The sequence below is a fragment of the Streptomyces sp. NPDC059649 genome (assembly GCF_042734445.1).
Taxonomy (GTDB): Bacteria; Actinomycetota; Actinomycetes; order Streptomycetales; family Streptomycetaceae; genus Streptomyces.
Map to the genome: position 1 here is coordinate 93,394 of NZ_JBHWDV010000010.1, position 19,531 is coordinate 112,924.

Sequence of the window (19,531 nt, forward strand, 5' to 3'; positions counted from 1 at the left end):
TTCAGGCGGCAGACACAGCCAAGACGTCACGTAGCTGTCCTACGCCCGGTGACGTCTGGATGGACCTGTACAGGGTGAGCGCGCGGGTACGGGTGAGACCGGTTCGATAGGCGGTCGGCAGTTCTCCGAATGCCTGCGCAGCGACGCGGGCCGCCTCTTCGGGCTCTCCATCGTGGGCGAGGCAGGTAGCCCGGTCGATGGAGATTAGGGCGCGCGTCATCAGGCTGGGGCTGCGGGACAGTTCCAAGGCGCGGGCCTGGGTGGCGTAGGCCCGTGCCGTCTCGCCGAGAATGGTGAGCGCCTGGCTTAGGTGTACGTGGTGCTTCTGCTCGGGATAGCCGAACCACGTGTCGGCTGCCTGCTGTGGCGTAAGGCGGTCCATCAGCCGCTCGGCCTCGGTGACGGCGGCCAGTGCGGCATCACGATTGCCATGGGCGGCATGGGCACGGGCAGCAACCGCGCACGCGAGCGCCGCGGCGGCGGATGGTTGGCCGCCGGCCAGGCTGCGGGATTGTTCGGCCAGGTCTGCGGCTACGGCAGGTGCGCCGAAGTTCAGCGGCACCATTGCCTCACGGGCCAACGCCCAAGCATGGAGGCCGGTGTCTCCGGACTCGCCGGCGGCGCGCCGAGCGGTGTGGAACCACGCATGTGCTTCGCGGTGATCGCCGAGATCGTGGAGGACGATCGCCGTCATGCCCGCCATCTGGCCTGCCACATGGCACAACCGTGTCCGTGACTTGACCGATTGCGGGGCCCCGAATAGCGGTTTCATGTCGTCGAAATCGAGGACAAGCCCGGACAGTACGTCAGTAGGGGCTTTGCCGTTGTATCCGTAGCCGTACCGCTCAGCCGTGGATTCCCAGTACGAAAGGTCCGCGGTGGGTGGGTCGGCCAGAGCCGAGTCGAGATCTTGACGGGCGGCGGTGAGTGCGGCGGCACCGGCGCCGGTAAGGCCGGCGGCGAGGGCGCCGCGGAGGAGGTTGCGGCGCTTCATCGGATCGTCTCCATTTTGGTGCTCCATGCGGGGAGGGGAGGCACTGGCGCTCTTCTCCCAGGGTCGCGCAGCTAAGCCCAAGTGTCGCCCCGGAATGCGCAGTCCGTCTGCAATCCGTTCGATGGCGGCAAGCGTAGTGACAGTTCCGTCGCCCCGGGCGAGCTTGCCGACCCGTTCCGCTTTGAGCCCACATGCTTCGGCGATCTTGTTGTAGCTGATGCCTGCCGCTTCGTGAGCGAGCTCGAACACCACCCCGAAATCCCTGCGTTGTAGGGCGTGGTGCAAGCGCGTATCGGCGAGTAGAGCGCGCGGCAGTGCTGCTGGTGACAGCGGGTACTCCATCCCACCCCCGAGGCGATGACAGTGCGTCAGTAACCCATTCCGCACGGAGCGTACTCCTAACCCCCATGGTGTGTACCCCTCGTGGGGCCCCCATCGCGGGATTACAGCAGCCTGCGCGGAGGGCTTCACTGAACATCAGCCACCGCGGCGCCCCTGGCTCTCAGGCCAGTTTTGGAGAGCTGGAATGGCCGCAGTGACGCAGCGGGGCTGCTCCTGTCGACTGCCGCGCCTTGATGAGAGCAGCCCCACCGCAGCCTTACGGAGAGGACCGTCACCGTGTCCACTGCACAAAATTCGCGCCGTTCGATCGCGAACAAGGTACGGAGCTGCACGCGGGCGGGTGCGGGGTACGTCGCAAACTCGTCTGTGCCGCGTCCGATGCCGCCCGAGGCCCAGCAGTTCGTTGACCGGCACGGCGACCCTTGTCGCTGGTCCACAGAAGCCTGGAAGACGTACCTACAGCTCGGCGGTGCGTCGTGACGGGGATGACCATGAAGGTGTACCGGGTCAACCCCAGGACAATGGCTCGCACGAGTTTGGGTTCAGTCTCAGTCCCGGCGCCGCCGTCGTGCGTGAAGCCACCGCCCGTGAGTTTGGCGTTTCCCCCGTGCCGGTGCCATCGGTGCTCGGCAGGTCTCCCGGCACGACGTGGCAAGGGGCGGTCACGTTGAAGAAGAGGCGACACCAGATACGCGCTCAGCGCCTCGAACCGGGACAGGCGCTATGGCATGCGCTCCAGTTCTTAACTGTCCTGGCACTCGGCACTGCGGCTGCGACTGATTCGAGCCGGCCCGTCCTCGCGTCCGCGATGGTTCCGGACAAGGAACCGTCGGCGGTAGGACATGAGACCGCGGCAGCAGGGCCCACAAAACCCCCGCTTCGGTAGCGTCGATCATCAGGCCGTGGGCACGACCCCCGAGGCTCGCGGCAAACCGTAACGGTACCGAAGCGGGTTCCAGACGCCCGCCTTCCGCATACATCGAGGGCGGGTCTGCCCGGGGGTTCAACGCCCCTTCCCCGGGCTGACAGCACGACTCGGGCGACGTTGCTCCACAGAGATGATTGAGAGGAGGAACGCACATGATGCAGGCTGAGCGGGCATCCGACCAGGCGCAGCAGGACGACGGCGCGCCGGCGGTGATCGTCCTCGACGACGCGGCCAACCTCACGCAGGGTGGCCAGGGCAGCAGCACCGAGGACAAGCGTTACCAGTACGGCTGATGAACACGGCGGCGGCCTTCCCCAAGGGGAGGGCCGCCGCTTCGTTGTAACCGGCTGCGAACGGGAGGTGTGGAGTGAAGTGGTTCGGAGGGTGCGGGCCCGGGGGGCGCCCTGTCGTTCCGGCGGGAGCGCGGCTGATCTGGGACGATCCGCCGCTTTGGACAGTGGGAGCTTGGCCAGATGGCCGTGTGCGCACGGTCGCCGATGGCGGCACTCGACTTGCTGTGTTCGGTCCCTGCTCTGCCGATGAGCGTGATCTCGCCCGTGCGCTGGTCGCTCCGGATCTATCCACGTTCGGGGGTGCATGGGCAGGGACTCACGCCATCGTGCGCACTGGTATTTCTGGCCAAGTCGAGGTGCTCGGCGACGCGGCCGGCGCCTGCCCGGTGTATACGGTGCGCCTTCCTGACGGTGGTGTGGTGTGGGGTTCGAGCTCATGGGCGCTTTCCGGCCTGACAGACGCGCAGGTCAACAAGGAATGGCTTGCCGCCTATCTCCTCGACGTGCAGGCGGATACAGGGGCGAGTAGCGCGTGGACCGGTGTCGATCTGGTGCCGGCGGGACATCAGCTCACCATGCCTGGCGGCTCCGTGGCGCGGGTGTCGTCATGGTGGACGATCCGCCGACGGCCGTACGGCGAGGCTGTCGGCCTACTGCGTGATGCCCTCGTCGAAGGGGTCCGGACCCGGGTCCAAGGTGTTCCGACCTCATCGGACGTTGCAGGGCTGGACTCCAGCACCCTCGCCGTCCTGGCCACCCATCACGGCCCGGTGATGGGCATGACCGTCCATCCTGCCGGAAACGCCGAGGGGGGTGATGTGACCTACGCCCGCGAGCTCGCCAAGGCGCTCCCACGGTTACGGCATGAGCTGTTTCCGTTAGACGAACGGCACCTTCCGTTGAGTAACGCCGAGAGGATGCTGCCGGCGACGGACGAGCCGGCACCATCGTCGAGCACCTGGTCGAGGCTCTCGGCGCAGTTAGAGGCCATCGGCCGAGCCGGGGTCTTGTGCCACCTGACCGGAGATGGCGGGGACACTCTGTTTCTGCCACCACCTACACACCTATGCGACCTCGCCCGCGCCGGCAATTGGGGCCGCCTGATCGTCGACGCGCAATCGTGGGCGTTGCTTCGCCGAGTGAGCCCGTGGGGCCTGCTGAAAGCGGCGGCCCGTCGCGATAGGTATGCCCTGGTTGGCGGCGGCGGTGCGCGGCCAGTGTGGCTCTCCGCAGCTATACCCCACCACCTGACCAGGGCGCACAAGGCGGAAGGTCTCTCGGACTCCGTATTGCTCGGCGAGGCGCACTATGTGGCGCGGTCGGCTCGAACCGAGCAACAGCTCGCTGACATCTATGGGATTGAGCTGCACAATCCCTATCTGGATGGCCGGATCGTCGACGCGGTGCTCTCGGTAGGGCCGCAGTACCGGTGTTCCACCACCCGGTACAAACCACTACTCGCCGATGCCGTCGGCCCATTGCTGCCCTACGCCGTGGGGCACCGCCAGACCAAGGGGGTGTTCGTTGGCGAGTTCCACCGCGGGATGCGGGCGAACCTGCGACGCGTAATCAGCCTCGCCGACGGCCGACTTGCCGGGCTCGGTCTCGTTGAGCCGGCACCCTTGCGGGCAGCTCTGCACGCTGCGGCACTCGGAGCCAAAACGGCATGGCCGGCGCTGCTCCCTGTGCTCAACGCGGAAATGTGGCTTGCAGCGATCGAACGATCGCCCTCGATCGAGTGGCACGGCATTGCGGAGCGTGCCAGGTGACCGACGCCCACATAGTGACTGTGCTCACCGATCATTCCTCCATAAGCATCAACTACCGGACCGGCCGTACCGAGTTGCGGCCCAGGCCACCCCATGCGCCTGTCGATGACACTGCCGTACGGCTCGCCACCACAGGCGCATCATGGGGGACTATGGAGGTGCTGGCAGTTCTGCCGGACGACGCCCCGGTGCCCGCACCATGGAAGTTCGCCGCCGTACCAGCACTGCTCATCACCTCAGCTGTTCGAGTGATTGGCCGTACCGCCGGCCGTTTTTCGCGCCTCGTTCGGCTGAGTTGCTGCGGTCGACGCCTTCCACCCGCTAGGCATGAACAAGCCGTGTATGCGGTACGCGCTGTCCGCTGGGCGTCGAGCATGGTCCCTGCGCGGTGGTCGTGCCTTGAGCAGTCAGCCGCTGCCGCGCTGCTGCTTGCGGCTACTGGACGCCGTGCGGAGTGGCGGCACGGTGTCGCCGCCGATCCGGTGCGGCTTCATGCCTGGATAGCTGACCAAGAAGGGCGGCCGGTTGAGGAGCCGGCCGAGACGTTCCTCTTCACACCGATCTATACGCCAGACGGCCCCGGTGCATCTCCCCGGGGCTCACAAGGAGGCATCCCGTGAGTGGTCCTCACATTCTTCTGCGCGGCGACCGACTCGCCCTTGGCCTGCCACGGCAGGACATGCTGCCCAACTACCACCGATGGGAGAACGATCCGCGCACAGTCCTCGGCTACGGCAACCAGATGCCGCAGACGTGGGAAGCCCGTGCCGCCGGTTGGGACGGGCAGGCACGCAACAGCATGCGCCCCGCCTTCGAGGTGGTTCGCCTGGAAGATGAGCAGCCGGTCGGCATGACCGTGCTGTACGTCGACCAAGCTGTGCGAACAGCGGAGTACATCATGCTCGTTGCCCCCGAGGAACGGGGTAAGGGCTATGCAGCCGAGGCCACTCGTCTGACGCTGGACTGGGCATTCCACCTCGGCTCGCTGCGCATGGTGTGGCTGAAGGTCCTCGAACCGAACCGGGCGGGCATCGCCGCATACGAGAAGGCCGGGTTCCGCTCGGCCGGGCGGCTCCGGCAGTCGGGCTATTGGCTTGGGAAGCCTGCCGACGAGCTGATTATGGACGCACTGCCCGAAGATTTCCCCGGGCCGTCGGCCGTATGTGCTGCTGCCGAAGCGGGCACGGGCTCGTAGTCAGCCACGCACGGCCGTAAGACAAGAGCGCCCCCGCTTCGGCACATGGCCGGAGCGGGGGCGCGGTGTGTCAGCGGATGAGTTGCCATGCGGACAGGGCGCAGCCGGCGGTGCCGACGAGTACGGCGAGGCTCGGCAGGGGCCAGCGTGCCCGTTCGAGGGCGGTAAGGCGCTGTTCGTGGTCGTCGAGGGTCTTGTCGGTCTGGTCGTCGCGTTGGGCGAGCAGGTCGAGGCGGCCGTCGATACGGGCAAACCCGGTCTCGACGGCGGTGCGCAGCCGCTCCAGTTCGAGGGCGACGTCGTGCGGGCCAGGCTCGGTCACACGGCGCCCCCGTTCGGGGCGCGGCTCGGCGCGGGGGTGCTCGGAGCGCCGGCGGCGCCGTTGCCCGGGTCGGGTACGGCGCTGCGCAGCCACCGCGGCATGAGCCGCTGCACGGCGTCGAGCTGCATAACGCGGGTGACGCCGGCCGCGACGGCGAGGGCGGTTGCGATTCCGGCGACGGTGCGGGGGATGCCGGCGGCGGAGATGATCAGGGGGAGCGCGGCGGCGAGGCCGAGCACGGTCTGCACCACAGTGCGGACCGTGCGGCGGGCTGCGTCCGTCATGGCGAGGTCTCCTCTCACTTCTTGGTCTTGGCCTGCTCGGCCTTGCCGGCCCCGTCGCCCTGGTCGTCGTGCTCGACGGGCAGAGTCGGGTCGGGCTTGCCGGTGTCGCCCTCGCGGCCGGCGGCCGGCTCGGGTGCCTCGGTGGCCCGGAACGTGTTGCGGGTGTAGGCGGACAGCAGCCGGGTCTCGATGGCCTTACGACGCTTGGCGCTGAGGTGCTCGACCTGTATGGCGACGTCGTCGAGGAACGCCGAGCCGTGCAGCGGGCGCTCGACGGTGTGCGCGGTCCACTTCCCCGCCGGCACCTCCCAGTCGTCGATTACCTCGGGCTCGCCGCCCCCGACGCGCATGCGGACGCGGACGCGCCCGCCGGCCTCGGCGTAGGTGGTGAGCTGGAGGTGGGCGACGGCGTTGTGCACGGGGGAGATGCCGACCCACGCGTGCCCCCACGCGGTGTCGGTGGTGCGCTGGTTGGCGGTCGGGTGCAGCTGGAGCGGCAACCACGGCCGGCCGAGGTGGCGCGGGCTGTGCTTGTCGTCCATGACGAGGATCCGGTCGCGCTCAGCGAGGTCACGCGACCACAGCCGGACCGTGCCGCGGTCTTCGGCCTCGCCCTCGACGGTCAGGGCAAAGCTGCCATCCATGCGGCGCGCGACCATGCCGAACGCCCCGTCGGGCCAGTGACCGACGGTGAACGTTGAGAAATCCTTGTCGGGAGGGACGACGACGAGCTGCCCGCCCTCGGAGATCTTCACGTCGCCGTTCTTGATCTGGTCGAGCGGGGGCCGGGTCTGGGAACGGCCGGCGATCTCGCGCACCTGGCGCTCAAGGTCTCGGATGCGGTCCAGCAGATCATTGCGGACTGTCGCCATAGGGGGTCTCCAAAGTGAGTTTCGCGGATTCGGACTTGCCGCGCTCGGGCGGCGTGACGGAGATGCCGACGACCCGGTGCCGGACGTCGAGCCCCTCGGGAAACCAGTCGTCTCGGATGCGGATACGGACGGTGCGGCCGAGCAGGTCGGGGCTGATCTGCTCGTCGAGGTGCACGGTGATCTCGGGAATCACCTGCGGCCGGCGAGCGAGCGCGGCCTCGGCCCGCGCATGCTCGGCGAGCACCTGCGGGTCGTCGATGCTTTGGTGGTCGTTGCTGCCGTCGAGGCGCGGCCATCCGTCGGCGAGGTCTTCCTCGGCGACGAGCAGCTCGGAAAGCAGCGGTTTCGAGGCTGCTGCCTGGTTGCGGTTGTCGCTCGCGCCCCTGCTCTGCCAGACGTTCGCCACGGTCGTACCGTCGGCCGGGAATTCATAGCTCACCATGTGCCCGGGGTGGGTGAGCACGACGTCGTCGCCGCCGCGGACCAGGCGCGGGTATCCGAGGTCGAGCAGCTTCACACGCGCCCCGCTGATGGGGTCGCGGTAGCAGCGGATGCGCCACTCAAACCCGTTCTCGGCCGCGGCGAGCTTGTCGAGCAGCTCGCGAATCTTCGGCTGATCCGACGCGCTGAACGTCCGGTCGCGCCGGACACCAGAGAGCTCGGTGTCGTAGGTGATGCCGATATCGCCGCCGGGCTGGTTCTGGGCCTGGTCGACGAGGTCGCGGGCGATATCGAGCTGATCCACCCCCTTGGCGCGGTGCGTGGTGCGCAGCTGCCGGTGATCGAGGTAGGTGTCAAAGGTGCCGGCCTGGACCTCGATGGAGATCCGGCCGCGCTCGTCACTCTTGGGGTTGACCGACCACAGGACCCCGCCCCACCAGATCTCGCGGTCGCGCTCAACCCACAGCGCCGTACGGGCCGGGATGAGGATCGGGCGCACACGGTCAGCCATGGCCCCGTTGGGTATCGGCACGGTGCCCTGCAACGTGCCTGCCTTGCCGATGTAGTCCTCGACGGTGACCTCTTGCAGGGGCAGCACGTCGAGCAGCCGGTCGGAGCGCAGATCACAGACGAGCACCCGGTAACGGGAGGTGTTCACGGTGACGCCCCCTTTCACCAGTGCGCCGAGCGCCACCGAAGAACGGCGGCGGCGCGCGGGTCGGCCGGCGTATCCGGGGCAGCCCGGAACGCCAGGCAGTTGGTACCGCCGGCGAGGGTGAACGCAGGCTCGGGCCAGCACTCGACGCTCGCGGCGGTCAGCAGGCTGGAGCCGTCCGGAAGCGTGGCGGTGCCGGCGAACGTGTCGACCGTGAGCACTTCCCCGGGGTCGAGAATCACGTCGTACTCAAGAACGGCGCCCGTCGTTGCGTTGGTCAATCGTGGGGTGTCGACGGGGCCGTGCAGTTCGACGACGGGGTGCGTCGGCGCGCTGCCCAGGTTGCATGCGAGGTGGTCGCCGGTGCTGGCCGGAATGCCGCGGGGACCGTGGCCGTAGTCGGCGTGCCAGGGCAGACAGGGCTCGGGCAGCCCGAGCTCGGCGTGCTGCACCGCCGGGGAGTACCGGCGGGGGTCGGTGGCCTCGAATTCGAGTTTGGCCTCGACGACCGTGCCGACCGCGTACCCGAGCTCTACCGGGACGCTCCGGCGCACCGCGCGGGCCCACGCCAGCAGCGGGCCCCGCTCGTCGATGTGGACGAGCAGCGGCTGCTCGTCCTCGACGAGCGCGGTACCCGCGGACAGGGTCTCAACAGCGAGGCCGAGCTGCTCGACGGGGGCGCGCACGATCATCTCGTCGAGCCCGATCGTGCGTGTCTGGGACAGCAGCCGGCCCAAGAAAGCGCCGTGCGCAGCCGGGCGCGGAACACTGCCGTTATCGACCTCGGGCAGCTCTTCCCAACCGGTCAGCTTGCGCCACTTGTAGGGGGTTCCAGCCCCGATCAGAAGGTTGCCGTAGCGGAGTTGGCCGACGACCATGCCGGCTGCGGTCGGCATGACGTCGACGGTTGTGCGGTCCATCAGGGGTCATCCCCTCGCTTTCATCTTCCAGGCGAGCGCCGCGGCGGTCTGATCCGGCGAGGCGGTGCCGGCGTGCCAGTGCTCGACGTGCAACAGCGCCCCCGAACTGGTGCGGGGGCTGGATCCGGCCGACCGGCCGTAGGGGGCGCCGACCATGCCGGGCGCGGCCATGGCGGGCGCGGCGGGTACAGGTACGAGTCGGCGCATGGCGCTTTGGACGGCGCCTTGTCCGGAGGTGATGCCGGCGACGACGCCGGCCGGGATCCAGCGCCCGACATCGCGCGCCATGACGCGGCTCGGTGAGGCGATGCCGAGGGCCTTTGCGATCGGGCCCGGGATCATCGACTTCGCCCAGCCGGCGAGCTTGGACGCAATCCAGCCGCCCATGCCTTGGATGCCGCGCCACAGGCCGGCGACCAGGTCGCGACCCTTACCGACGAGCAGCGAGCCGAGACTGCCGAGCGCGGCAGCCATGCGACCGGGCAGCCCCCGCAGCCATGCAAGGGCCTGATTCGCCTTGGCGATGATCGCGAGGTTCATGCGCTGGAAAGCGTTGCTCGCCGAGGTGAACAGCCGGCCCGCGAGCGGGGCGACCGCTGCCACGGCGCGCCCAGGAAGCGACTTGATCCAGGCGACGGCCCTACCGATGCCAGCCTGCGCCCATACGCCCAGCTTCTTGAACAGACCGAGCAGGAAGAACCCGAACCCCAAGATCAGGCCCTTTGTCTGCCGCCACGCCCCGGAAAAGTCGCCCTTGAGCAGGCTGGTGAGGATCTTGAGAACCGGGATCACCACCATGGTGATCTGCGCGGCAAAGACCTTCGCGAAGATCGTCGCGAGCCTGCCGATAAGGCCAATGATCGGCGTAAGGATCGGCATCAAGGGCCGCAGAATGCTGCTCACCAACTGCCCCAAAGCCGTTAGCAGCGGGCTTACGGCGACCAGTAGCTGAGCAAAGGTCCGCCCGAGGCTGGCCAGTGCCGGGGAAATGGCCTTGATCAGTGAGGAAAGGATCGGCAGTACGCCGGAGATCAGTCGAGTCAGGATCCCCACCAGGGGCCCCGTGATCGCGGGCAGCTGCGCCAGGATCGGCGTAAGCGCGGTCGCCAAGGTGGTGGCGAGCTGCTTGACGACGGGGGCGAGCTGCCGAAAGACCTGCCCCACGGCAGTCAAGATCGGCGTAAGAGCAGGCAGCACCGCAGCGACGAGCCGACCCACGATGGGCAGCAGCGGCGCAACGGCGCTCACCAGCGCCCCGACCGCGCCGGCAGCAGCGGAGAGCACCGTCCCCAGGGCGGCGACGACAGGCTGCAACCCGGCGCCCAGGGAGGTGATCAGGATGGTAAGCGGCGGTCCGAGCTTGGCCAGCGCCGGCCCGAGCGCGCCGGCGAGCGTGGACACCAGCGACCCGAGCGTCTTTGCGAAGGCGCCGAGTACCGGCCCGCCGGCCTGAGCCAGCGTCCCGAGCAGCTGCCCCAGCGCGGGCAGCAACTGCCCGATACCGGCGAACAGACCCGAGAACCCCTGTGCGGCGCCGGCCGCACCCTTGGCGATCCCGTTGAAGAACCCGGCCAGCCCTGCCCCGAGCTTGACCAGACCGCCCGATATCGCCTGCATCACCGGAGCGGCGGCCGAGGCTATTCGCGCGAGCGCGGGGGCGAGCTTCTCGACCATGCCGAGCACGCCCTGCCCCAGGGTACGCACCTGTGGGGCGACCGCGGCGAACGCTGTCTTCAGGCTCGGGGCGATCTTGTCGAACGTCGCCCGAGCGTCGCCGGCAATGCCGACAAGCTGCTGCTTGATCGGCCCGACCATGCCCTGCACTTGGCTGGTGACATGGTCTTTCAGGCCCGAAAATGCGCCCTTGACCTGCTGCGACGACGCTGCGGCCTTGATGCCGATCGCGGCGAACAGCGCCGGCACCGCGGCAAGAGCCCCGCCGGCTGCCAGCGCCCCGCCCGACAGCGCCACCGTGGACAGCTTGAGCGCGTTAAGGGTGGGCCCGAGCGCGCCGAGGGCGGCGCGCGCCCGCTGCGCCCCGCCCCCGACCTCGTTGCCGATCTGGTTGCCCAGTCCGGCCACGCTCGCGCGCGCCCGATCGGCCCCGTCGCCCACACCGTCAGCGAGAGCATTGCCGAGCTCGTCGCCCCCGGCGCGGGCCTGGTTCGCCCCGCTGGCGATGCCGTCGCCGACCGCTGCACCGAGCGCGGCGGAAGCGGCGACGAAACGGCCGCGCATGTCCCGCAGCCGGCCGTCGGCCGACCGCTGCAACCCCTGCATAGCTTGGTTGGCCTGCGCGATACCGCGGCGGGCGCCGGATGCGTCGAGGTCGATATACCCGACGAGTTCGCCGACCGTGAGGGCCATGGGTCACCCCCTTATTCAGTTGTCGATATGAAGTTGTGCCGTGCGGCCGACTAAGCGGGCATGCCAGTAAGCGCGGCGATTTCGCGCGGGTCAGTCACAGCGCGCGGCGTTCCCTGCCAGATGCGCGGGAATTGGGCCTCGGAAGGAAGACCCCCGATCAGCACCAAAAAACGCCGAGTGCTCATGGCGGCGAGCTGCTCGGCGGTAACTCCGTATACGCGGGCGAGGTCAGATTCGGCCGCGCCCCAATGCGCTAGGACTGTCGCCCAGAACCGTTGGCGATCGTCTTCGGGGTCGGCCGCTCTTTTCCCTCCTCGCCCTCTTCCTGCTTCGCTGCTTCCTGCTCGTCGTACAGCTCGACCGCCTCGGCGATCGAAAGGCACCCGGGCTCGCGGGCATTCGCCGCGGACCACAGCAGCACGACACCGAGCTGCCGGTCGGTCATCCCGTGATCAGCCCACTCATCCAGCGCGGCCGGCCCGAACAGCGAGGACAGCAGCCGGCGGATATCGTCCGGTTCGCTGGAGTTCTGTACGCGCTCCATCTGGAGCGTGAACAGCAGCGGCAGCGCGGTCGGCAGCACGTACTCGCGTCCGTACAGGCGCAGCGTCGCCCCGAACCGCACCTCGTTCTGCTCAGCGAAGAACGCGTCGAAGTCCGCGACCTGGTCGCGGTTGTGGGTGTGGTCAGTCATGCAGCATCACAGTCCATGCGGATCGGGATTACGGGCTCGTAGCGCGGGCGTCCGCACTGCGTGAAGGTGGCGTTCCATCCGGTCTTGTCGTTGACCTCACCCTCTTGCTTGTCGGGCGTCACCGTGGCGTCCCAGACAACCCACATGTTTTGGGAGTCGTGGCGGTACCGGATTTCGTTGCGGGAATCGATGCCGAGGCGCTGCCCCCAAAACTGGTCGACATACGCCTGACCGGCGACCTGCCGCCCGGTGCGCGGATCAAGGGCATACTGCCCTTCGAGCTCAATCTGCCCGCCGCGCTGCATGACGTCCTGCTCGAACCAGCCCTTCGAGTCGAAATTCGTCGTCTCGGCGGTCTCTTCATTTTCGCTGGCGTTGTGCGTCCACTTGGTCAGATTCTCAATCGGCAGCCACCGCTCGACAGTTGTCGACTGGTCGCGTACCTCGAAAATCCAGCCGCGGGCATCAATGGGTCGGCCCATACGGGGACTTCCTTTCTGCGGTACTACGGATTTCGGTGAAGGGTGGGAGCCTCGATATCGAGGCGCAGATTCACGACGTGCTCGTGCCGGCCGGCCTCGTCGACACCCATCGATGCGGGGGCAGCGACGGCGGCGGCGAGCACGAGCCAGATGTCGCCGGGCAGCGCCACGCCGGCGAGGCCGTGCAGCGCGCTGTAGACCGCCTCGCAGCGCCGGCGGGAAATGCGCGGGTCGGCGGTGCCGCGCACGCGTACCTGCACGCTGCGCTCGTCCCACCCGTTGCGGGCATCGGTGGCGCCGGCCCCGTACAGGGACAGGCACACGGCCTCGTCGGGCGCCGGCGGCATGGCCTCGACGAAGCAATCGCCGAACACGCCGTGCGGGTCGTAGGTCAGCAAGTCGAGCTCGTGCAGGTAGCGGGCGAGCGCGTCGAGGTAGTCGAGCGGCTCAGCCATCCAGCGCCCTGCGCACCGCGGCGGCGATGATCTCCGCGACGATGGCGGCCTGCTCATTGAGCGGGCCCTCAAGGTATTTCGCCGTGCGGCCGGCATCGTGGCGGTAACCGAGCTCTTCATGCTGCCGCACCGCGTACACGGTGTCGTAGGACACCGTGGCCGTAAGCGAGCTCTCGTCGACCGTGGCGACGCCGGACCGTTCGAGGGTGCCCTCTTCAATCGGTACGCGCTCGCGTGACTTGGCGAGCACGTGCTCGGCTGCCAGGCGTAGCCCGCGGGCGGCGCCGGTTTGGGTGCCGGCGAGGGCCTGCTCGCCGCGCCAGTGCAGGCGGGTGCGCTGTGTCACTGGCACATCACCTCCGTACAGGCGGGCACGGGCAGCCCGGGAGCCGTGTGCCGTGCGGTGCTGATGGCGGTTGCCCTGCGCCCGTCGGGCAGCGTGATGCGGGAACCGGGCGGGCACTCCAGCTCGGGGCCGGCGATGATCTGTGCGGTCGCGAGGGTTTCGCGGCCGTCCTTGTCGGCGACCTGCTTGCGCATCGCGGCGACCAGGGCCGGTGCGCACACGGGCACGCCGTAGGCCGGGCCGTACGCGCTGTCGCCCTGGTAGCACTCGACGGTGATGCGGTGCCGCAGCAGCCACCCGGGAACGCGGGTCACCATGCGTCGGTCACCTCCCCGGGCAGCAGTCCGGCCAGGTGCAGCGTGCGGTAGGCGCGCGGGGCGAGCTCGACGCCGGCCACCAGGACCGGGGGTGCGGCGGGCGCGCTGCGGCCGGACAGCGACACGGGCCCGATGCTCACGGCGTCCCACGCTTCACCGGTGGTGATGCCATCGCTTCCGGTGGCGAGCCAGTATTCGACCTGAGCGCACACGGCTTCGACCAGGGGGCCGGCGACGTCGTCGAGGGTGGGGTCGTAGACGGCAGTGATCAGCGCGGCGCCGACGTCGTCAGACGCGCGGGCGAGCAGCACCTCGACCTCGGCGGGGGCCGGCTGCCCGCACCGTGCGACGTACTGCTCGACGCTGGCGAACAGGCGCCCCATGCGGCTACTCCTCGTCGCCGCGCTTGCCCGCGGTGCGGTTGCGGCCGGCCGGCTTGGGCGGAGCATCCTTGGGGGTGACCGGCGCCTCGGGCGCCTCGGCGGTGAACCCGATCACGGTGTCGGGCTCGGGCTCGATATCCAGGCACACGAGCTCGTAGCCGTGGCGGCGGAAGTATTCGATGGCGCCGAGCGCCGGGTCGCAGCACGTCGCGACTCCCTCAGCGAAGGCCACCCCGGCAATGACACCGGTGTGTCCGTGAACCGGGGCGGTGATGCGGTACTGCATGAACGTTTCCTCTCACTTGACCTTGATGTTTCGCAGCACAGCTGCGGCACGGGTTGCCTTGAGCACGACGGCGATGGGGCCCATTTCGACCTCGCCACGCTTGACGGCGCCGGCGGTGTTGAAGTCGGGCAGCCACTGCCGCACGAGCTGCCCGCCGGCCGTCGAGACACCGTGGAACCCATCGAGTCCGAGCCGGATCGCGTAGAGGTCGGAGAGGCCGTCCACGGTGGGGCCGGACGGCGCACCTTCCGGCGCGACCATGCGGGACTCGACCGGGATCACGGGGGCAGAGCTGCCGGCCTTCGCACCGAGGTCGATGAACGGGATGCCGTTGTACGTCTCGACCGACTCGCCGAACGAGTCCTCGCTGCGGGTGTAGTAGCCGGAGCGGCGGGCCAGGGAGCGCACGCGGGCGATGGTGGCCTCGTTGCCGAGGATCGCCGACGGGCGGTCGTCCAGCTTGGCGAGGAAGGCGTCGAGCAGGTCGAGCGCGGCGTGCTTGTCGGCCGAGGTCTCCAGACCCGGCCCGGTCCAGTCGGTGACGGTCCCGAGCCCCACCTCGGTGGAGCTGCCGGCGAGGGCGAAGTCGAGACCGTCGAAACCCTCCTCATCGTTGGGGGTCTTCACGCGCATGCCGTTGATGACCTGGTCGGAGAAGAACGCACGGGCGCTCTTGATGGCCTGCTGCACCTGGAACGTGACTTCATCGGTCGCGGCCGGCCCGATGTTGGCGAGCACCCGGTCGAGGCGGAAGGAGCCGCCCAGCGGGGCGAGCTCTACGCCGAACTTGGCACGCTTGGCCTCGGCGTCCTGGTATTCGGTGTTGTACCGCCGGAAGCTGGCGGGGCGCTCGGTGATGGTGCGTAGGTAGGTGTAACTGAGCGTCGTTCCAGCACCGGCCGGGTTGACGGCGTCGTGAAACGGCATGTTGTCCAGCAACCACGACGACTTGCGGAACTCATCGATCACGAGGTGATCGAGGTCCTCAAGCGCGTTGAGGTGTGCGTCGGCGAGTGTGATCACGTGGGGTGTCTCCTATCGGTCAGCCGGCAAGGCGGGCGGCGACGGCGTCGTGCAGCGACTTCGGCCGCTGGTCGGCAGAAGGGGGTCCGTTGAACTCCGCGCCGCCGCGGGGCGGGCCGCCCGGCGCGGCGCGGTAGAGGTCGGGGTCGGCATCGACGGCGCCCTTGATGGCGGCGCCGAGCTGCTGCTCGAACTTCGGCCCGCTGGGGTCGAGGGCGGCGACCGAGTCGAGGAACGCACGGGAGTTGAGCAACCGATCGGCGCGTGCCCCGTGTTCGGCGGCGGCGCGGTGGGCGGCGAGCTCAACCTGAGCCGTACGCAGCTGCGCTCCGATGTCGGCGAGCTGCTTGTCGCGGTCGGCGACCTGGGCAGCGAGCTGCGCGGGGTCCTGCCCACCCTCGCCACCGTCGGGGTTGAGTGCCTGGTGCACGGCGTCGAGCGCGGCCTGTAGCTGCTCGGCCCGCTCGCTCTGTTCGGTCGCGCGCTGCTCAGCCACGGCGAGCTGCCGCTCTTCGACTGGATCCGGCGTAGTGCCGGGCGTCGTCGTCGCGGTTCGCGCACTGTCGATGCTGGATGGCTCGCCTTGATCGCTGCAGTCTGTTGCGGCGGGGGTGTTGGCGGTCTCGGATGGCATACCGGATCGTTCCTCCATGGCTCATACAGGGATGAGAAAGGCCCGCCAAGAGGGGGGCTGCGGCGGCAGGTTGGGGTGTCTGAGGCGTTTGCAGTGCGGTCCGGCGCTGCTTGGATGGCGCCATGCTTCTTGCGGAAGAGTGGTACGCCTCTGACGTCTTCTGGGCCGCTGTCGGTGGCGTCGCGACGCTCGCGACGGGGTTCGCCGCAGCCGTGATCACGCATCGGGTGGGAACACCGAAGCGGCGCTTGTGGTACGGGATCTACAGGACGACCCGACTACTGGCCGAAGAGACCGGGAGAGTCCCCGAGCTGGAGGTTCGGCAAAGAGGCGCTGTTCTGGAAGACCCATATATCGTCGAGTTCCGCATGGTGAGCCGTGGACGACACGACATCCCCAGCAGCAGCTATGACGCCGGGCAGCCAATCACCTTCGACATGGGCGTGCCGGTCTTGGGCGTCCTCGAAACGGAGAATCAGCCCGTCACAAGTCCTGCGCCCCGAATGGCGCTGGACGGTACGACACTGAAGATTGGCCCCAGCTTGCTCAAGAAGCGGCACATGGTCACGTACACGCTACTCGTCGACGGACAGCCGAACTTGACCAGTGTGGCTGCCCTGGAAGGGGTAGACCTTCGGCTGCTCCGTCCCGGACGGGAGATCGACGTGGCGTTGGAATTCGCTGAAGGTCTCGGCTCATTCTCACCAATGGGGGCGTTGGCGCCAGCATCGGTTCGCGCATTCAGGGCTTGGCAGCGGAATCGGCAAAGCCCACGAGCCTAGCTCGCGGCTCGACGGCCGGCGGCATACCCGCGTACCCAAGCTGAGCGGCGCAGATCGCCGGCGGGGTAGGGGCATGCGGTCACGGGCTGCCGGTCGATGCCAGCCTGCTGACCTTCGGTAATCGCGCGTACCAACTGCGCTCGCGCTTCCACGTGCCCCCTCCTCTACTGGCGGTGTTCCTGGTCGCCTCGGGACTGCCGCGCGCGCTCGGCCTCGTCGCTGCGCTGCCCGCTGATCTGCTCCGTAAATTCTGCCAGAGTCAGCCGCGGCTCGACCTCGGCCCAATAGCGTTTGAGCTCTTCCGAGGCGCGTGCGTAGGCGACGTGCGCGGGGCCGGAGAACAGCGACTCGGGGTCGATGCCCTCGTGCTGCGCGCGCCTGCTGAGCAGGTAGCCGCGGCACCAGTCCTCGGCGGCGAGCCACTGCCGGTAGACGTACTCCCGGTACATCTCGCGGATCTGCGCGCGAGTGTAGGCGCCGCGGGCGGCCTGCTGTTCGGCCTCGCGTTCGGCGATCCATCGCTCGGTGTCGCTCATGCCGGCGAACCGGTCGGGTTCGTCGAGTGCGAGCCATCCCCACGCGGCCGGCGAGGGGAGCGGGGCGAGCGTCTGGTCGATCGCCGCGGCGTCGTCGAGCTGCCCCGCGGTTCCGCGGTCGGTGGCGGCCGGCGGAAGCTGCACGGGGTGTCGGCGGTCGACCTCGGCGGCGAGGCGTTCGGCTTCGTCCGCGCGGGCGTAGAGCACGGCCCACCCGAGCACCTCGTCGGGGAATCCAGAGAGTTCGCCGGCGAGCTGCCCGCCGGGGAACAACGCGGCGAGCAGCTGCCGGCGGTCGGCTTCGGCCGCGAGAGCGGCGAACTCCTCGGCGTCAGTGGCGATCCGTGTGCGGTGCGCGAGGTCGGCCTCGGAGAGCCCCACCAGGTCCGCGCGCACCTTGGGCAGGTGGGCGGCGGTGTCGCGCCTGTCCATCTCGGCGGCGACGCGCAGCACCTGGTCGTCGTCGAGGTGGCGCAGTACTCGGCCGAGCTCGGCGTCGCTGTAGGGGGTGAGATCGTCGACGAGTTGCCCGCCGGGGCGGATGCGGTCGAGCAGGGCCTGCTCGTCGCGCCGGTCGAGCTCGGCCGCGGCACGGTCGAGGTCGCGCTCGTCGTTCAGGCCCGATCCGATCGCGTCGGCGAGCTGCTGCTCGTCCATCTCGCGCGGGGTGTCCGCGTCGCCGGCACGCAGCCGCGCGGCCTCGACCGCGGCCTGCGGCGCCTCGGTGCGGGCAGAGGGAAGGTTGCCGGCGCCGAGCTGCTCGCGCGTGCGGTTGCGGCGCAGCTGCGGGTGTTCGGCGAGGTGCTCGCGCATGGTGCCCTGCCACGTGCGCACCTTGGCCTCGGCAGCCTTCTTGGCCTCGGGCGTGACGGCGGCGGCTGCCCGCTTCTTGTGCTTGCGGATGTTGCGCTCAATGGCGCGCTGCCGCTGCCCTGCCTCGTAACTCTTGCCGTCCGAGCGCATCGGCGGAATGAGCGACGAGACACCGGGGATGTACGCCGAGACCGAGTGCCGGCAGTTCGGATGCTGGAAACCGGCGCGACGCGCCTCGTCGAGGGTGCCTTGCACGACCACGCGCAGCATGCGTCCGTCCTCGACGGCGTGCTCGACCTCGACCGTGCGGCGTCCGTCGGGCCCGTCGATCGCGAGCAACTTGCCTTCCCAGGGACGGCACAGCGGGCACTCGCGCGGCGCATCCGAGACGATCACCAGGTCGAGGCCGGCCTCGGTCAGAGTGCGGGTGTGCGCCTCGACCGCGGCGCGCGCCGCCGACGTCCGCACCGCCATCTCGGCATAGCTCGTCAGCTGCCAGCGTCGGCCGGCCCGATCGGTGAAACCGGAGATGCCACGGTCGGCGAAATCCCGCATGGCGTCCTGCGTGGCCTGCCGACGCGTCCCCGTACCGAGCAGGGGCGTTGAGGTCACGCGGGCGACGACGTCGCGGAACGCGTCGACGATCGCCCGGAGAATGCCGCGGTGCGTCGCGGTAACCACCTCAACGGCCTCGTGCGCCAACCTGTCCACAGCCTGTGCATTCGGGGTGATCTCGTCGACCAGTCGGCGGGCGGCATCTGGCAGCGCGCCGAGCTCGTCAACCGCGGCACGGTGCCCGCGGTTGTAGCTCTCGGCCACCACATCGAACACCTCAAGCGTCACGGCGCGGCCGAGCTCGTCGACAACAGCCTGCGCCGCACGGCGAAGCGGCTGGATCGCGGCGAGCTTGCGCTGCGCCCACCCGGGCGCCTCGTAACCGCCGGCGAGCTGGCGAGCGACGATGCCCAGCAGTCGCTCCTCTGCCTCGGCATACAGGTCGCGGGTGCGCTCCGCCAAGGGTTCGACCATGCCCGGATGGATGGCCAAGATGCTTCTCTCCCAACTCCGTTTATGAGTGAACCGCTTGAGCTCGTAGAAGCAGGTTGAGAAGCTGTTCCTTCACGCGATCTAGCGTGTGAAAACAACCTATTAGGAGGCAGAAATGAGTAAATCACCACCATCCGGTGATCGGTGCCCGCAGCGGCTACTGAGGTTCGTTGGTGACGCGTTCCGAGGGTGCCGCGGCGGGGCCAGCGCAACCCCTGGCACTCGCCGATGGTTCGCAGCCGCCATGCTCGCCTTCAAGCTCGTGGTCGTGGGCCATTACGTGATCGACACTGTCAACACGGTCGATCAAACGTGTGTATCGAAGAAGCATTCGATCGAAGTGGTTGAGAC

23 protein-coding genes are annotated in these 19,531 nt (G+C 68.9%); 5 read left to right on the top strand and 18 right to left on the bottom strand.

The features are described 5' to 3' along the window. Nucleotide 1: 1 nt before the first annotated feature. Nucleotides 2-1,246 carry a hypothetical protein gene (locus ACFV1J_RS14570; protein WP_385857742.1) on the bottom strand — a complete coding sequence of 415 codons (1,245 nt, stop codon included), beginning with the start codon at nt 1,244-1,246 and terminating at the stop codon, nt 2-4. A gap of 1,170 nt (nt 1,247-2,416) precedes the next feature. On the opposite strand from ACFV1J_RS14570, the gene ACFV1J_RS14575 reads away from it, so the two are divergent. The 4 genes from ACFV1J_RS14575 to ACFV1J_RS14590 all read left to right on the top strand — a co-directional run bounded on the left by ACFV1J_RS14575 (nt 2,417) and on the right by ACFV1J_RS14590 (nt 5,521). Beyond that, a complete protein-coding gene (locus ACFV1J_RS14575; RefSeq protein WP_385857744.1) occupies nt 2,417-2,557 on the top strand; it encodes an albusnodin family lasso peptide in 141 nt (46 codons plus the stop codon). Between the two features lie 74 nt (nt 2,558-2,631). After that, nucleotides 2,632-4,326, top strand: coding sequence for an albusnodin/ikarugamycin family macrolactam cyclase (locus ACFV1J_RS14580; RefSeq protein ID WP_385857746.1), 1,695 nt, complete (start codon nt 2,632-2,634; stop codon nt 4,324-4,326). Between the two features lie 152 nt (nt 4,327-4,478). After that, on the top strand, nt 4,479-4,946 hold the full coding sequence (locus ACFV1J_RS14585) for a lasso peptide biosynthesis B2 protein (protein ID WP_385857748.1): 468 nt from the start codon (nt 4,479-4,481) through the stop codon (nt 4,944-4,946). Continuing rightward, nucleotides 4,943-5,521 carry a GNAT family N-acetyltransferase gene (locus tag ACFV1J_RS14590; RefSeq protein ID WP_385857750.1) on the top strand — a complete coding sequence of 193 codons (579 nt, stop codon included), beginning with the start codon at nt 4,943-4,945 and terminating at the stop codon, nt 5,519-5,521. Before ACFV1J_RS14585 ends, ACFV1J_RS14590 begins: the two co-directional genes overlap by 4 nt. A gap of 70 nt (nt 5,522-5,591) precedes the next feature. On the opposite strand, the gene ACFV1J_RS14595 is transcribed toward ACFV1J_RS14590, so the two are convergent. From ACFV1J_RS14595 to ACFV1J_RS14665, 15 genes are all read right to left on the bottom strand, one after another. Continuing rightward, nucleotides 5,592-5,843, bottom strand: a complete 252-nt coding sequence (locus tag ACFV1J_RS14595) for a hypothetical protein (protein ID WP_385857752.1) — start codon at nt 5,841-5,843, stop codon at nt 5,592-5,594. Then, nucleotides 5,840-6,127: a hypothetical protein gene (locus ACFV1J_RS14600; protein ID WP_385857754.1), complete on the bottom strand. Its 288-nt coding sequence runs from the start codon at nt 6,125-6,127 to the stop codon at nt 5,840-5,842. Before ACFV1J_RS14600 ends, ACFV1J_RS14595 begins: the two co-directional genes overlap by 4 nt. A gap of 14 nt (nt 6,128-6,141) precedes the next feature. After that, nucleotides 6,142-6,999: a hypothetical protein gene (locus ACFV1J_RS14605; protein ID WP_385857756.1), complete on the bottom strand. Its 858-nt coding sequence runs from the start codon at nt 6,997-6,999 to the stop codon at nt 6,142-6,144. Beyond that, on the bottom strand, nt 6,980-8,098 hold the full coding sequence (locus tag ACFV1J_RS14610; protein ID WP_385857760.1) for a hypothetical protein: 1,119 nt from the start codon (nt 8,096-8,098) through the stop codon (nt 6,980-6,982). Before ACFV1J_RS14610 ends, ACFV1J_RS14605 begins: the two co-directional genes overlap by 20 nt. Before the next feature lie 14 nt (nt 8,099-8,112). Beyond that, nucleotides 8,113-9,015, bottom strand: coding sequence for a hypothetical protein (locus ACFV1J_RS14615; protein ID WP_385857762.1), 903 nt, complete (start codon nt 9,013-9,015; stop codon nt 8,113-8,115). Nucleotides 9,016-9,021: 6 nt separating this feature from the next. Beyond that, the gene (locus ACFV1J_RS14620; protein ID WP_385857764.1) at nt 9,022-11,382 is read right to left on the bottom strand and encodes a hypothetical protein; all 2,361 of its coding nucleotides are present in this window, start codon (nt 11,380-11,382) and stop codon (nt 9,022-9,024) included. A 253-nt stretch (nt 11,383-11,635) separates the two neighbouring features. Then, nucleotides 11,636-12,076, bottom strand: a complete 441-nt coding sequence (locus ACFV1J_RS14625) for a hypothetical protein (protein ID WP_385857766.1) — start codon at nt 12,074-12,076, stop codon at nt 11,636-11,638. After that, nucleotides 12,073-12,558: a phage tail tube protein gene (locus ACFV1J_RS14630; protein WP_385857769.1), complete on the bottom strand. Its 486-nt coding sequence runs from the start codon at nt 12,556-12,558 to the stop codon at nt 12,073-12,075. Before ACFV1J_RS14630 ends, ACFV1J_RS14625 begins: the two co-directional genes overlap by 4 nt. Nucleotides 12,559-12,581: 23 nt before the next feature. Next, the gene (locus tag ACFV1J_RS14635; protein ID WP_385857771.1) at nt 12,582-13,013 is read right to left on the bottom strand and encodes a minor capsid protein; all 432 of its coding nucleotides are present in this window, start codon (nt 13,011-13,013) and stop codon (nt 12,582-12,584) included. Continuing rightward, entirely contained in the window at nt 13,006-13,359 is a 354-nt protein-coding gene (locus ACFV1J_RS14640) for a hypothetical protein (RefSeq protein WP_385857773.1), read from the bottom strand. Before ACFV1J_RS14640 ends, ACFV1J_RS14635 begins: the two co-directional genes overlap by 8 nt. Further along, a complete protein-coding gene (locus ACFV1J_RS14645) occupies nt 13,356-13,676 on the bottom strand; it encodes a hypothetical protein (RefSeq protein WP_385857775.1) in 321 nt (106 codons plus the stop codon). The genes ACFV1J_RS14640 and ACFV1J_RS14645 overlap by 4 nt, the downstream gene beginning before the upstream one ends. Next, nucleotides 13,670-14,059, bottom strand: a complete 390-nt coding sequence (locus ACFV1J_RS14650; protein ID WP_385857777.1) for a hypothetical protein — start codon at nt 14,057-14,059, stop codon at nt 13,670-13,672. Before ACFV1J_RS14650 ends, ACFV1J_RS14645 begins: the two co-directional genes overlap by 7 nt. A gap of 4 nt (nt 14,060-14,063) precedes the next feature. Further along, nucleotides 14,064-14,345, bottom strand: coding sequence for a hypothetical protein (locus ACFV1J_RS14655; RefSeq protein ID WP_385857779.1), 282 nt, complete (start codon nt 14,343-14,345; stop codon nt 14,064-14,066). 12 nt (nt 14,346-14,357) lie between these two features. Next, nucleotides 14,358-15,368: a major capsid protein gene (locus ACFV1J_RS14660; RefSeq protein WP_385857781.1), complete on the bottom strand. Its 1,011-nt coding sequence runs from the start codon at nt 15,366-15,368 to the stop codon at nt 14,358-14,360. Between the two features lie 19 nt (nt 15,369-15,387). After that, nucleotides 15,388-15,864, bottom strand: a complete 477-nt coding sequence (locus ACFV1J_RS14665; protein ID WP_385857783.1) for a hypothetical protein — start codon at nt 15,862-15,864, stop codon at nt 15,388-15,390. A 260-nt stretch (nt 15,865-16,124) separates the two neighbouring features. On the opposite strand from ACFV1J_RS14665, the gene ACFV1J_RS14670 reads away from it, so the two are divergent. Then, entirely contained in the window at nt 16,125-16,784 is a 660-nt protein-coding gene (locus ACFV1J_RS14670) for a hypothetical protein (protein ID WP_385857786.1), read from the top strand. Here ACFV1J_RS14670 and ACFV1J_RS14675 read toward each other — a convergent pair. Both ACFV1J_RS14675 and ACFV1J_RS14680 read right to left on the bottom strand, forming a co-directional pair. Further along, complete coding sequence (locus ACFV1J_RS14675; protein WP_385857788.1) at nt 16,781-16,936, bottom strand: Rmf/CrpP fold protein; 156 nt, start codon at nt 16,934-16,936, stop codon at nt 16,781-16,783. The two genes, ACFV1J_RS14670 and ACFV1J_RS14675, sit on opposite strands and share 4 nt — an antisense overlap. A 12-nt stretch (nt 16,937-16,948) precedes the next feature. Beyond that, on the bottom strand, nt 16,949-19,180 hold the full coding sequence (locus ACFV1J_RS14680) for a phage minor capsid protein (protein WP_385857790.1): 2,232 nt from the start codon (nt 19,178-19,180) through the stop codon (nt 16,949-16,951). Nucleotides 19,181-19,531 lie beyond the last annotated feature (351 nt).

Coding starts and splice junctions, on each gene's coding strand:
- ACFV1J_RS14575 (WP_385857744.1), top strand. CDS start 2,417: ATGATGCAGGCTGAGCGGGCATCCGACCAGGCGCAGCAGGACGACGGC.
- ACFV1J_RS14585 (WP_385857748.1), top strand. CDS start 4,479: ATGGAGGTGCTGGCAGTTCTGCCGGACGACGCCCCGGTGCCCGCACCA.
- ACFV1J_RS14600 (WP_385857754.1), bottom strand. CDS start 6,127: ATGACGGACGCAGCCCGCCGCACGGTCCGCACTGTGGTGCAGACCGTG.
- ACFV1J_RS14605 (WP_385857756.1), bottom strand. CDS start 6,999: ATGGCGACAGTCCGCAATGATCTGCTGGACCGCATCCGAGACCTTGAG.
- ACFV1J_RS14615 (WP_385857762.1), bottom strand. CDS start 9,015: ATGGACCGCACAACCGTCGACGTCATGCCGACCGCAGCCGGCATGGTC.
- ACFV1J_RS14620 (WP_385857764.1), bottom strand. CDS start 11,382: ATGGCCCTCACGGTCGGCGAACTCGTCGGGTATATCGACCTCGACGCA.
- ACFV1J_RS14625 (WP_385857766.1), bottom strand. CDS start 12,076: ATGACTGACCACACCCACAACCGCGACCAGGTCGCGGACTTCGACGCG.
- ACFV1J_RS14630 (WP_385857769.1), bottom strand. CDS start 12,558: ATGGGCCGACCCATTGATGCCCGCGGCTGGATTTTCGAGGTACGCGAC.
- ACFV1J_RS14635 (WP_385857771.1), bottom strand. CDS start 13,013: ATGGCTGAGCCGCTCGACTACCTCGACGCGCTCGCCCGCTACCTGCAC.
- ACFV1J_RS14645 (WP_385857775.1), bottom strand. CDS start 13,676: ATGGTGACCCGCGTTCCCGGGTGGCTGCTGCGGCACCGCATCACCGTC.
- ACFV1J_RS14650 (WP_385857777.1), bottom strand. CDS start 14,059: ATGGGGCGCCTGTTCGCCAGCGTCGAGCAGTACGTCGCACGGTGCGGG.
- ACFV1J_RS14655 (WP_385857779.1), bottom strand. CDS start 14,345: ATGCAGTACCGCATCACCGCCCCGGTTCACGGACACACCGGTGTCATT.
- ACFV1J_RS14670 (WP_385857786.1), top strand. CDS start 16,125: ATGCTTCTTGCGGAAGAGTGGTACGCCTCTGACGTCTTCTGGGCCGCT.